At 71.1% G+C, this 12,163-nt stretch carries 13 protein-coding genes; 5 read left to right on the plus strand and 8 right to left on the minus strand.

The genetic code is table 11. The features are described 5' to 3' along the window. The first annotated feature begins 41 nt into the window (after positions 1-41). Together speE and ACYVJJ_RS02985 are read left to right on the plus strand one after the other, a co-directional pair. On the plus strand, positions 42-890 hold the full coding sequence (gene speE / locus ACYVJJ_RS02980) for a polyamine aminopropyltransferase (protein ID WP_460830989.1): 849 nt from the start codon (positions 42-44) through the stop codon (positions 888-890). 52 nt (positions 891-942) lie between these two features. After that, positions 943-2,838: a GGDEF domain-containing protein gene (locus tag ACYVJJ_RS02985; protein ID WP_460830990.1), complete on the plus strand. Its 1,896-nt coding sequence runs from the start codon at positions 943-945 to the stop codon at positions 2,836-2,838. Positions 2,839-2,887: 49 nt separating this feature from the next. Here the strand turns inward: ACYVJJ_RS02985 and ACYVJJ_RS02990 are convergent, their stop codons facing one another. Both ACYVJJ_RS02990 and ACYVJJ_RS02995 read right to left on the minus strand, forming a co-directional pair. Beyond that, positions 2,888-3,109, minus strand: a complete 222-nt coding sequence (locus tag ACYVJJ_RS02990; protein ID WP_460830991.1) for an amphi-Trp domain-containing protein — start codon at positions 3,107-3,109, stop codon at positions 2,888-2,890. A 211-nt stretch (positions 3,110-3,320) separates the two neighbouring features. After that, positions 3,321-3,659, minus strand: a complete 339-nt coding sequence (locus ACYVJJ_RS02995) for a P-II family nitrogen regulator (RefSeq protein WP_460830992.1) — start codon at positions 3,657-3,659, stop codon at positions 3,321-3,323. A 177-nt stretch (positions 3,660-3,836) separates the two neighbouring features. Between ACYVJJ_RS02995 and ubiK the strand changes: the two genes are divergently transcribed. Together ubiK and ACYVJJ_RS03005 are read left to right on the plus strand one after the other, a co-directional pair. Further along, complete coding sequence (gene ubiK, locus ACYVJJ_RS03000; protein WP_460830993.1) at positions 3,837-4,118, plus strand: ubiquinone biosynthesis accessory factor UbiK; 282 nt, start codon at positions 3,837-3,839, stop codon at positions 4,116-4,118. A 10-nt stretch (positions 4,119-4,128) separates the two neighbouring features. After that, the gene (locus tag ACYVJJ_RS03005) at positions 4,129-5,643 is read left to right on the plus strand and encodes a YifB family Mg chelatase-like AAA ATPase (protein ID WP_460830994.1); all 1,515 of its coding nucleotides are present in this window, start codon (positions 4,129-4,131) and stop codon (positions 5,641-5,643) included. 34 nt (positions 5,644-5,677) lie between these two features. Here the strand turns inward: ACYVJJ_RS03005 and ACYVJJ_RS03010 are convergent, their stop codons facing one another. From ACYVJJ_RS03010 to aceB, 3 genes are all read right to left on the minus strand, one after another. Continuing rightward, positions 5,678-6,166, minus strand: a complete 489-nt coding sequence (locus ACYVJJ_RS03010; protein WP_460830996.1) for a hypothetical protein — start codon at positions 6,164-6,166, stop codon at positions 5,678-5,680. A gap of 90 nt (positions 6,167-6,256) precedes the next feature. Beyond that, complete coding sequence (gene aceA, locus ACYVJJ_RS03015) at positions 6,257-7,543, minus strand: isocitrate lyase (protein ID WP_460830998.1); 1,287 nt, start codon at positions 7,541-7,543, stop codon at positions 6,257-6,259. Between the two features lie 98 nt (positions 7,544-7,641). Then, entirely contained in the window at positions 7,642-9,246 is a 1,605-nt protein-coding gene (aceB, locus tag ACYVJJ_RS03020; RefSeq protein WP_460831000.1) for a malate synthase A, read from the minus strand. Between the two features lie 108 nt (positions 9,247-9,354). On the opposite strand from aceB, the gene ACYVJJ_RS03025 reads away from it, so the two are divergent. Then, positions 9,355-10,275 (plus strand): LysR family transcriptional regulator, encoded by a 921-nt coding sequence (locus tag ACYVJJ_RS03025; RefSeq protein WP_460831002.1) that lies wholly within the window; start codon positions 9,355-9,357, stop codon positions 10,273-10,275. 18 nt (positions 10,276-10,293) lie between these two features. On the opposite strand, the gene ACYVJJ_RS03030 is transcribed toward ACYVJJ_RS03025, so the two are convergent. From ACYVJJ_RS03030 to ACYVJJ_RS03040, 3 genes are read right to left on the minus strand one after another with little or no spacing between them, the layout of a single operon-like run. After that, on the minus strand, positions 10,294-10,917 hold the full coding sequence (locus ACYVJJ_RS03030; protein WP_460831004.1) for a lysophospholipid acyltransferase family protein: 624 nt from the start codon (positions 10,915-10,917) through the stop codon (positions 10,294-10,296). A gap of 4 nt (positions 10,918-10,921) precedes the next feature. Continuing rightward, complete coding sequence (gene arfB / locus ACYVJJ_RS03035; protein WP_460831006.1) at positions 10,922-11,338, minus strand: alternative ribosome rescue aminoacyl-tRNA hydrolase ArfB; 417 nt, start codon at positions 11,336-11,338, stop codon at positions 10,922-10,924. A 54-nt stretch (positions 11,339-11,392) separates the two neighbouring features. Then, positions 11,393-12,103, minus strand: a complete 711-nt coding sequence (locus ACYVJJ_RS03040) for a pseudouridine synthase (protein WP_460831008.1) — start codon at positions 12,101-12,103, stop codon at positions 11,393-11,395. Positions 12,104-12,163 lie beyond the last annotated feature (60 nt).

Below are 12,163 nucleotides of genomic sequence, written 5' to 3' on the forward strand. Positions count from 1 at the left end.
CGGGCGTTTGCCGGATTCCCGGCCCGAGACCGCAGGACGTCATGAGCGCACCCACCTGGCAGTACGAGAATTTCGAGCACACCGGCTCCGCCATCGGCTATCGCGTCACCCGCAAGCTCGACGAGGTGCAGAGCCCGTTCCAGAAGATCGAGATCTTCGAGACGACCGACTGGGGCAACCTGATGCTCATCGACGGCGCGGTGATGCTCACCACGCGCGACAACTTCCTCTACCACGAGATGATGTCGCATCCGGCGCTGTTCACCCATCCGGATCCGAAGCGCGTCGTGATCATCGGCGGCGGCGACTGCGGCACGCTGCGCGAGGTGCTCAAGCATCCGGGCGTGCAGAAGGCCGTGCAGTGCGACATCGACGAGCAGGTCACGCGCATGGCCGAGAAGTGGTTCCCGGAGCTGTGCGATTCCAACAATGATCCGCGCGCCGAACTGCTGTTCGACGACGGCGTCGCCTACATGGCGAACTGCGAGGCGGGCAGCGTCGACATCGTGATCGTCGATTCCACCGATCCGGTCGGCCCGGCCGAAGGCCTGTTCAACAAGGCCTTCTACGAGTCCTGCTTCCGCGCATTGCGCGACGACGGCATCCTCGTGCAGCAGTCCGAATCCCCGCTCGCGCTGCTCGAGCTCATCCGCTCGATGCGCGCGGAGATGGGCAAGGCGGGCTTCACGACGTTCAAGACCCTGCCCTTCCCGCAGCCCTGCTACCCCACGGGCTGGTGGAGCTGCACGCTCGCGCGCAAGGGCGGCGGCTTCGACTTCCGCGAACAGGCCGCACGCGAGGCGGGCCTCGAGACGAAGTACTACAGCGCCGATATCCATCGGGGAGCCCTCGCGACGCCGCCGTTCGTCGCTCAGGCGCTCGACGGCTGACCCGGCGCCGCGGCGGGTCGTGCCGTGATCCACGGCGCGGCCCGAGCCCGACATGCCCCGAACCCGCGCGCTGCTGCCCGCCCTGCTGATGCTCGTCGCCGCGCTCGCGGTGGCGCAGGAGCGCGTCGAGCGGCGTCCGGTGACCGGCGGCCGCGCGGCCGAGTTCGACCGCCTGTTCGAGCAGCTCGACGGCGACGGCCTGCGCGCCGCCACGCCCGAGGAAGCCAAAGCCAATCTCGCGCGACTGCGCGTGCTGGTGCCGCCCGGCGACGCGCGTCGCGAGCTGCAGTACCGCTTCGCGGAGTGCGTGCAGACGCCCGAGGACGCGCGCGCCTCGCTCGAGTTCGCGCGCCGCGGCCTGGCCGACGCGCGCGCGCGCGGCGACTTGGAGGCCCAGGCACGCTTCCTCTACTGCCAGGCCGCCTTCGAGGAGATGGTGGTCGGCTCGCGCGAGGCGATTTCGCGCTATTCCGAGGGCATCGCGATCGCCCGCCGGGCCGAACATTCGCGCCTGGTCGGCGACGGGCTGGTGCTGCGCGGCAGCGTGCGCTCATTCCTCGGCGAGCATGCGCAGGCGCTGATGGACTTCGTCGCGGCGCAGCGCATCTACGACGGCTCCGCCCTGAAGACCCGCGCCGAGAGCAACCTGCAGAACATCGGGATCGCCTACCGCCGCATGGGCGAATACCCGCGCGCGCTGAACTATCTCGAGCAGAGCCGGCAGATCGCGCTGCAGCAGCAGGACTGGCCCGCGCTGCTGGCCGCGTGGCTGCAGCTCGGCTTCCTGCACGAGGACCGCAAGGACCCCGATCGCGCGCTCGCGGCGTACCAGGAAGCGCTCGCCGTCGCCCGGCAGCGCCTCGGCGCGGGCGACGCGGCGTCGGTCTACCTCGCGATGGCCTCCTCGCGGGTGATGCGCGGCGAGCACGGACTCGCGCTCGAAGCGCTCGCGCAGGCGCGCAGCGGCTTCGCGAGCCTGCGCGACACGTCCAACGAAGGCATGCTCGCGCTGCTCGAGGGCCAGGCGCGCGCGGGCCTCGGCGAGGCCGACACGGCGCTCGCCCTGTTCGCCCGCGCCGAGCGCATCTTCGAGGCCGAGCGCAACGAGCGCTACCTCGAGATGCTCTATCCCGAGCGGGCGCGCCTGCACGAGCGACGCGGCGACGCGCGCGCGGCGCTGGCCGACTTCAAGCGCTATGTCGCGCTGCGCGAGAAGCTGCTCGATGCGCGCAACGACCAGCGCTCGCTGATGCTGCGCCAGCAGTTCGACGCCTCGCGCCGCGAGATCGAGAACGAGCGGCTGCGCAGCGAGAAGACTCTGCGCGACCAGGAGATGCAGGCGCTGCTCAAGGCGCGGCGCTGGCAGTGGGGTGCGGTGGGCCTCGGCGTGCTGCTGATCCTGCTGCTCGGTGCGCTGGTCGTGCAGCAGCTGGTGCGCACCCGGCGCCTGCGCGTGCTCGCGCTCACCGACGAGCTCACCGGCGTCGCCAATCGCCGCCGGATCGAGCTGATCGCCGAGGAGCGCATCGCACAGGCGAAGGCGGACGGGCGTCCGCTGAGCCTGATCACGTTCGACATCGATCACTTCAAGCGCATCAACGACACGCATGGCCATCTCGTCGGTGATCGCGTGATCGAGCGTGTGGCCGCGGCGTGCCAGCGCGCGCTTCGGCAGTTCGACGAGATCGGCCGCACTGGCGGCGAGGAATTCCTCGTGGTGCTGCCCGACGCCTCGCCCGAGGCGGCCGCGCAGGTCGCCGAGCGCCTGCGCGCGGGCATCGAGGCACTGCGCTGGGACGACGTCGCCGAGGGCCTGCGCGTGAGCATCAGCCTCGGGCTCGCCACGCTGCAGGCGAGCGACACCGGCCTGCGCGACCTGCACGCGCGCGCGGATGCGGCGCTCTATGCGGCCAAGGGTGCAGGGCGCAACCACGTCGGAACGGCCTGACCCCAGCAGCGCCGAGCCGCCGCGTGCCGGCTTCGACGTCGACCGCGCCTCAGGCGTCTTCGGCCGACCAGATGACCTGGAACTCGAGTTCCTGGCGGCCGCCGCTGCGCTCGTGCTCGACGTTGAACCCGGCCGAGGCCGGGACACGCAGCCGCTCGCCGGCGACCTGGATCGTAAACGCGGTCTCGGCCTCGATCGCATCGGCGAGACGACGCAGCTTCTCCACGAACTGGCGGCGGCTGTACGTCCGGGTCAGGTCACGATCGTCCATGCGTTACTCCGATTCTGATGGGGTGGCCGAGCCGGTTGGCACTGCCAGGCATGCCGGGTGCATGGCACTCGTCATGAAATGGATGCGTGCCCTGGTCGCTAGGCGAAGCTGCACCGGCGTGCACGAGCCCCCTGGGCTGCATCGCGCACCGCCTCGCTCGGCCTTGCGATCCCGCCACTACCGCAGGCCGCACCAGGCTCACGCCCATGCCTCAGAGCGCGTCCGCATCCATCTCGCCGGTGCGGATGCGCACCACGCGCTCGAGGTCCCAGACGAAGATCTTGCCGTCGCCGATCTTGCCGGTGCCGGCGGCCTTCATGATCGCCTCGACGACCGCGTCGAGCTGGTCGGCGGCCACCGCGACCTCGAGCTTGATCTTTGGCAGGAAGTCGACCACGTACTCGGCGCCGCGGTAGAGCTCGGTGTGGCCCTTCTGACGACCGAAGCCCTTCACCTCCGTCGCGGTGATGCCCGCGACGCCGACCTCCGCGAGCGCCTCGCGCACGTCGTCGAGCTTGAACGGCTTGATCACCGCCATGACCATCTTCATCGGGCGTCCTCCTGTCGGATGCAGGATACCGGCTGCCGCGCGACGACGGCGCGCCGCGGGGCGACCCGGTAAAGTGCGCACCTGCGTCGGGCTTTTCCGACGGCCTCGCGCGGTACCGGCCGACGGACCGGCCCCGGGCGCGCTGGCAGGCTGCCAGCACTGCCGGAGATGACACGAATGATCGACCTCGACCAACTCGACGAACTCGCCCGCCGCCTCAGCTCGCTCGTCCCGCCCGGCCTGCGCGGGGAATCGGCGCATGAGCTGCGCAACGAGCTGCAGGAGAACTTCCGCGCCGTGCTGCAGGCCGGTCTCGGCCGGCTCGACCTGGTCACGCGCGAGGAATTCGACGTGCAGCGCGCCGTGCTGCTGCGCACGCGCGAGAAGCTCGAGCACCTCGAGCGCACCGTCGCCGAGCTCGAAGCGCAGACCGATACGCCGATCGCTTCGCGCCACTGAGGGGCCCGCCATGAACCTCGCACTCGTGCACAGCCGTGCGCGATCGGGCGTGCGTGCGCCCGCGGTCCGCGTGGAGGTGCACCTCGGCGGCGGCCTGCCCTCGATGGGGATCGTCGGCCTGCCCGAGGCCGCGGTGCGCGAGGCGAAGGACCGCGTCCGCGCCGCGATCGCCTGCGCACAGTTCGAATTCCCGCAGCGTCGCATCACGGTCAACCTCGCGCCGGCCGACCTGCCGAAGGAAGGCGGCCGCTTCGACCTGCCGATCGCGCTCGGCATCCTTGCGGCGAGCGGGCAGATCCCGCTCGAAGCGCTCGCGCACTGCGAGTTCGTCGGCGAGCTCGCGCTGACGGGCGAACTGCGTGCGGTCGACGGGGCGCTCCCGGCGGCGCTCGCAGCGGGTGAAGCAGGCCGCCGACTCGTGGTGCCCGAGGCCAACGGCGCGGAGGCGGCGCTCGCTGCGCGCGTCGAAGTGCGCACCGCCCGCACGCTGCTGCAGGTCTGCGCGATGCTCGCGGGGCGCGAGGCGCTGCCGGTCGCCGTCGCGGCGCCGCAACTGCCTTCGCGCGGACCGGATCTGTCGGACGTGCGCGGGCAGTTGCAGGCGCGGCGCGCGCTGGAAGTCGCAGCGGCGGGCGGGCATCACCTGTTGCTGGTCGGCCCGCCCGGCTGCGGCAAAACACTGCTCGCCTCCCGCCTGCCCGGGCTGTTGCCCGACGCCGCCGAGCACGAGGCGCTCGAGGCCGCGGCGATCGCTTCGATCAGCGGGCGCGGCTTCGATCCCGGCCGATGGCGCGAGCGCCCGTTCCGTGCGCCGCACCACACCGCGAGCGCCGTGGCGCTCATCGGCGGCGGCAGCTCGCCGCGTCCGGGCGAGGTCTCGCTCGCCCACCAGGGCGTGCTGTTTCTCGACGAACTGCCCGAGTGGGACCGGCGGACGCTCGAGGTGTTGCGCGAGCCGCTCGAATCGGGCGTCGTCACCGTCTCGCGCGCGGCGCGCAGCACCGAGTTCCCCGCGCGGTTCCAGCTCGTCGCCGCGATGAACCCCTGCCCCTGCGGCTGGGCGGGCGACCCGTCCGCCCGCTGCCGGTGTGGCGAGGAGGCGGTGCGGCGCTACCGCGGACGCATCTCCGGCCCGCTGCTCGATCGCATCGACCTGCACGTGGGGATGATCCGCCTTCCGGCCGCCCAGCTTCGCGCCGATGCGCCGCCTGGCGAGCCCACCGACGCGGTGCGCGCGCGCGTGCTCGCCGCGCGCGACCGCCAGCTCGCGCGTACCGGCGTCTGCAATGCGCATCTGGATCCCGGACGCACGCTCGAGGTGTGCCGCCTCGCGCCGGCGGACCAGGCGCTGCTCGAGCAGGCGGTCGAGCGCCTGCAACTCTCGGCGCGCTCGATGAGCCGCATCCTCCGCGTCGCGCGCACGATCGCCGATCTCGCTGCGAGCGAGGTGATCACGACGTCGCACCTCGCGGAGGCGATCGGCTACCGGCTGGTGGATCGCGGCGCGGAGGCGGTCCCCGCGTGAAGGCACGCCGGCATGTCGTAGGGGCCGCGCACGATCAGCGTGCGCAGCCCCCCGGCCCCATCGTCGCTTCGGAACACTGCAGGGTACGCCGGCCGGTATCGGCCTGCACCGATTGCTCGTCGGCGCGGAGCTGCGCCACCGTCTTGCAGACGGTCTGCGTCCGATTGCTTCCGACGGGCTTGTGTCGGCGGCAGATCGTCCGCTCGTTCGCCTCGTCGTTGATGACTGCCGAAATGGCCTCGAGCGCGTTGAAGGTGCGGATGCGGTCGGCCTCGGACAATTCGAGCATCGACGCACGGCCCTCGAGCAAGCGCCGGACCTCCGCCTGACGGGTCAACACGACCTCGCGCTGTGCAGCGGTGAGCCCGGCATAACGCCCCGTGCCGGCAGCCACGTCCGCTCCGATCTGTCGTTGCTGTTCGAGGATCGCACGGGCGTCGGTGTTCTCCTGGAGCGTCGGCGGACTCGCGATCGCGGTCCCGGCCATCGCGAGGGCAAAGGTGAAAGCGATCGTGAGGCGCATGCGTCTCTCCAAGTCGAAGTCACCCGAGCGTAGCGCCGCACGCGGGCGCCCTGCCGCCATTCGTCGGCTCCGGGCGCCGCCGCGGTCGGCTTAGGCCGCCTTCTCGAACTGCTCCTCCTCCGTCGACCCCTTGAGTGCGACGGTGGACGACTGGCCGCCCTGGATGGTCTGCGTCACCGCGTCGAAGTAGCCGGTGCCGACCTCGCGCTGGTGCTTGACCGCGGTGAAGCCGCGATCGGCGGCAGCGAACTCGCGCTCCTGCAGCTCGACGAACGCACTCATCTGGCGGCGCGCATAGCCGTAGGCGAGGTCGAACATGCCGTAGTTGAGCGCGTGGAAGCCGGCGAGCGTGATGAACTGGAACTTGTAGCCGTAGGTCGCGATCTCCTTCTGGAACTTCGCGATCGTCGCGTCGTCGAGGTTCTTCTTCCAGTTGAAGCTCGGCGAGCAGTTGTAGGCGAGCAGCTTGCCGGGGTACTTCGCGTGGATGGCCTCGGCGAACTTGCGCGCGAACTCGAGGTCCGGCTTACCGGTCTCGCACCAGACCAGATCGGCGTACGGCGCGTAGGCGAGGCCGCGGCTGATCGCCTGGTCGAGGCCCTTGCGGGTCTTGTAGAAGCCTTCGACGGTGCGCTCGCCGGTGCAGAACGGCTTGTCGTTGTCGTCGACGTCGGAGGTGATGAGGTCGGCGGCTTCGGCGTCGGTGCGCGCGACGATCAGCGTCGGCACGCCCATGACATCGGCGGCCAGGCGCGCGGCGACGAGCTTCTCGACCGCCTCGCGGGTGGGCACCAGCACCTTGCCGCCCATGTGGCCGCACTTCTTGACGCTGGCGAGCTGGTCCTCGAAATGCACGCCCGCGGCGCCGGCCTCGATCATTGCCTTCATCAGCTCGAAGGCATTGAGCACGCCGCCGAAGCCGGCCTCGGCGTCGGCGACGATCGGCTGCAGGAAGTCGATGTCGCCCTGGCCTTCGGCGCACTGGATCTGGTCGGCGCGCAGCAGCGTGTTGTTGATGCGCTTGACCACCTGCGGCACGGAGTTCGCCGGATACAGCGACTGGTCGGGATACATCTCGCCGGCGATGTTCGCATCGGCCGCGACCTGCCAGCCCGAGAGGTAGATCGCCTTGAGACCGGCCTTGACCTGCTGCATCGCCTGGTTGCCGGTCATCGCGCCGAGCGCGTTGACGAAGTCCTCGGTCTGCAGCGAGTTCCACAGCTTCTGCGCGCCGAGCCTGGCGATCGAGTGCTCGACGGGGATGCGGCCGCGCAGGCGCACGACGTCCTCGGCGGAGTACGGACGGGTGACGCCGCTCCAGCGTGCGTCGGTGGTCCATTGCTGGCGGAGCTGGTCGGCGGTCGGGAGCGTGGTCATGGCGGATCTCCTGTCGTGTCGTCGGTCGTCGTCGGGCAAAGCGGGGCCGTTCCGGCTGCGCAGCAGACGGGCGGGGTCAGCGCGTCAATGAAAAAATTTCAGTCGAGGCGTCGGTACGCGGGCAGCGTCAGGAAGTCCTCGAGCGTCTCGCTGTGGGTGAGGCGGTCGAGCAGGCCGATCGCTTCGTTGATGCGGCTCGCCCCGGGGATGTCGGTCGCGGCCAGGCGCGGCAGCTTCATCAACGCGCATTCGAACAGCGTCTCGTCCACCGGCGTGCCGTCGTCGAGATGCAGGTCGCCGGCCTTCAGCCACTGCCACAGCTGCGCCCGGGCGATCTCGGCGGTGGCGGCGTCCTCCATCAGCCAGTGGATCGGCACGCAGCCGGCGCCGTCGAGCCACGCGGCGAGATACCGCACGCAGACCTCGACATTGCCTTCGAAGCCGGCGCGGGTGATCGAGCCGATCGGCGGCGCGATCAGGTCGTCGCGGGTGACCAGCACGTCGTCGCGCGCGAGGTGCTTCTGGTGGGCGCCGGGCATGCGCTCGTCGAACACGGCCTGCGCGAGCGGGATCAGCGCCGGATGGGCGACCCAGGTGCCGTCGTGGCCCGCGGTGACCTCGCGCAGCTTGTCGGCGCGCACCTTGGCGAGCGCGGCCTCGTTGGCTTCGGCGTCCGTCGAGATCGGAATCTGCGCGGCCATGCCGCCCATCGCATGCGCACCGCGGCGATGGCAGGTCTGGATCAGCAGCTCGGAATACGCGCGCAGGAACGGCTGCGTCATCGTGACCTGCCCGCGCTCGGGCAGCACCTTGTCGCGGTGGGCGCGGAAGGTCTTGATGTAGGAGAAGACGTAGTCCCAGCGGCCGCAATTGAGGCCGACGCTGCGCTCGCGCAGCGCGTGCAGGATCTCGTCCATCTCGAACGCGGCCGGCAGCGTCTCGATCAGCACGGTGACGCGGATCTGGCCGGTCGGCAGGCCGAACTCACGCTCCACGGCGGCGAGCACGTCGTTCCAGAGCTGCGCCTCCTCCATGGATTCGAGCTTGGGCAGGTAGAAGAAGGGGCCGCGGTCCTTCGCAGCCAAGGCATGGGCGTTGTGGAAGGCGAACAGGCCGAGGTCGAACAGGCTGGCGGCCATCGGCTGGCCGTCCACGAGGACGTGCTTCTCGTCGAGGTGCCAGCCGCGCGGGCGCACCATCAGCACGGCCTGCTCGGCGAACGGCCTGAGCGCATAGTGCTTGCCGTTCGGCGCGGTGAACTCGAGATCGCCCGCGACGGCGCCGCGTAGCGCCTGCTGGCCCTGGACGACGTTCGCCCAGGTCGGGGCGGTCGAGTCCTCGAAGTCCGCCATGTAGACCTTCGCGCCCGAGTTCAGCGCGTTGATGACCATCTTCGGATCGACCGGCCCGGTGATCTCCACGCGGCGGTCCTGCAGGGCGGCCGGCAGCGGGGCGACGCGCCAGTCGGCCGAGCGGATGTGGCCCGTGTCGGGGCGGAAGTCCGGCAGCGCGCCCCGGTCGAAGCTCGCCTGGCGGAGGCGACGCGCCTGCAGGCGAGCCTGCCGCGCCGGCTCGAAGCGGCGGTGCAGGCCGCCGAGGAACGCAAGGGCGGCGGGGGTCAGCAGGGCGTCCTGCCCGTCGACCTGCGCCGTCACCCGGATCCCCCGACCCGTCTCCCCCGTCTCGATCATCACTGCCGACATGGACGCCTCGCTGCTGGTTTCGAGATCCGACCATGCGCCCGCGTCTGGTATTTGACAAACAAGTTTTGTCAATGCGAACTATTTGGAAATCGAATACACGCGACCTTCATGGCCCGCTCGGAGACGCCCCGTTTCGCCTACAAGGGCGACCGCCTCAAGCCGCTGCGCGCGTTCTGCCAGGTCGCGCGGCTGGGCTCGGTCTCGCGCGCCGCCGAGGCCCTGTTCCTCAGCCAGCCGGCGGTGACCCTGCAGCTGCAGGCGCTCGAACGCGACCTCGGGGTGCCCCTGCTCGAGCGCAACGGGCGGCGCCTCACCCTGACCCGCGAGGGCGAAGCGCTCTACGACCTCGCCCGGCCGCTGGTGGAAGGCCTCGAAGCCATCGACACCCTGTTCCGCGACCGCATCCGCGGCATGGATGCCGGCGAGCTGCACGTGGCCGCCGGCAGCTCGACGATCGTCTACCTGCTGCCGCGGATCGTCGAAGCCTTTCGGGCGCAGTACCCGGACGTGCGCCTGATCCTGCACAACGTCACGGGCGCGCGCGGGCTCAACCTGCTGCGCGACGACGGCGCCGACCTCGCGGTCGGCTCGATGCTCGACGTGCCCGGCGACCTCGCCTACGCGCCGGTCTACCGGTACGACCCCATGCTGATCACGCCGCCCGAGCATCCGCTCGCGACCAAGCCGGAGATCGCGCTCGCCGACCTCTCGCCCTACGGCCTGATCCTGCCGCCGCAACGGCAGACCACCTACCGGATGGTCGACCTCGTCTTCCAGCGGGCGCGGGTGCCCTACACCGTCGCGCTGGAGGTCGGCGGCTGGGAGGTCATCAAGCAGTACGTCGCGATGGGGCTCGGCATCTCGATCGTCACCGCGATCTGCCTGACCGAGGCCGACCGCGGCCGGCTGGCCTCGCGCTCGCTCGCGAACTTCTTTCCTTCGCGCAGCTACGGCGTGGTGACGCGGCGCGGCCGGGCGCTGAGCCCGCAGGCGCGGGCCTTCATCGAGCTGGTGCAGCAGGGCGGTTGAACGGGTGCCGCGCGAAGGTCAGACCGTGCCGCGATTCCTGCCCTTCCACGGCGCGTACCACGCGCGCACGCGCGCCATGTCGGCGGCGAAGTCGTCGGTCATCCGCCACAGCGGGCCGATGCCGATCACCTTGTCCGGATAGTGGAAGTAGACGGGCAGAACGGGCACGTCGGCGGCGCGGGCGATCTTCCAGAAGCCGCTCTTCCACTTCTCCACGCGACGCCGCGTGCCTTCCGGTGCGAGCGCGAACCACATGCGGTCGGCGTCGCGGATCATCGCGGCGGCCTGCTCGGTGATGCCCTGCGGATTGGCGCGGTCGACCGGAATCACCCCGAGCCGGCGCAGCAGCGCCCCGAGCCCGGGCACGCGGAAGAGCGTGTCCTTGCCGAGAATGCGCGCATCGAGCCCCAGCGCGAGCTTGGCTGCGAAGCCCCAGACGCCGTCCCAGTTCGAGGAATGCGGCGCGCCGATCAGCACGAGCTTGGGCACGTCGGGCAGCTCACCGACCATCCGCCACCCGCCCAGGCGCAGCACCGTGCGGCCGATCCAGCGCGACAGCCGCCCCCGGCTCGCGGGCGCGCTCGCCGGCAGCACGGGCACGCGCCCGGGGGCCCCGACGTGCGCGGGGTAACCGTCGGTCATGCGCTCAATCCCAGTCCCGCTTCGCGCGGCCCTGCTTGATCGTGCCGCGCTCGCGCTTGGCGTCGAGGCGGCGCGCCTTCGCCGCGCGCGAAGGCTTCGTCGCCACCCGCTTCTTCGGCACGTGCAGCCCGGCCGCGATGAAGGCCGCGAGGCGCTCGCGCGCGTCCTCGCGATTGCGCTCCTGGGTGCGGAACCGCTGCGCGCTGATCACCAGCACGCCCTCGTTGGTGACGCGCCGGTCGCGCCGCGCCAGCAGGCGTGCGCGCAGGTCGTCGGCGAGCGAGGGCGAGTTCGCGATGTCGAAGCGCAGCTCGACCGCGGTCGCCACCTTGTTGACGTTCTGTCCGCCGGGCCCGGTCGAGCGCACGAAGCGCTCGACGAGCTCGGATTCGGGGATGTCGACGGAGGACGGGACGCTCATGCCCGGATTCTACGGCCGGTGCGTGCACGGCCGGCATGCGGCGCTGCCTGCGGGCTAGCCGGCGTCCACGCGTGCGGGAAACAGGGCCAGCGCCTTCGCGAACTCCGCATCGACGGGCGCTTCGACGCGCAGCACGCGTCCGTCCGCCGGATGCGCGAACGTGAGCGCACGCGCATGCAGCAGCATGCGGTGGATGCCCAGCATGCGGAACGCGCGGTTGTGGCGGCCGTCGCCGTGGCTGGTGTCGCCGATCAGGTGGTGCGAGAGGTGCTTGAGGTGGCGCCGGATCTGGCGGAAGCGTCCCGTCTGCGGGCATGCCGCGAGCCAGGCGTAGCGCGACGTCGGGAAGCCACCCGACGGCAGGTCGAGCTCGGCCGTCGCCAGCCGGCGGAACCGCGTGATCGCGGGCTTCTTCTGCGGCTTGCCTGGGCCTCCGTCGAGGTCGTGGTCGACGGTGAACTCGGCCTCGGCCGGCCAGCCGCGGCAGATCGCCCAGTAGGTCTTCTCGACCTCGTGCGACATCAGCACGCGCCCGAGCGCGGACGCGGTGTCGCGGTCGAAGGCGAGCAGCAGGCAGCCGCTGGTCGCGCGGTCGAGCCGGTGCACGAGGAAGACGGGCCGGCCGAACTGCTCGCGCAGGCGATCGGCGGCGAAGTCGGTCTCGCCACGCGCGAGCGCGCTGTCGTGGACCATCAGCCCGGCGGGCTTGTCGACCACCGCGAGCCGGTCGTCCAGATGCAGCACGGTCAGGGCGAGATCGGTCATGGGCACTCCGCGGCGGGCGCGCATTGTCGCAGCCGGTGGCCGGGCAGGTCGCGGCCACGG

It is taken from the genome of Lysobacter humi (ex Lee et al. 2017), from assembly GCF_054781815.1.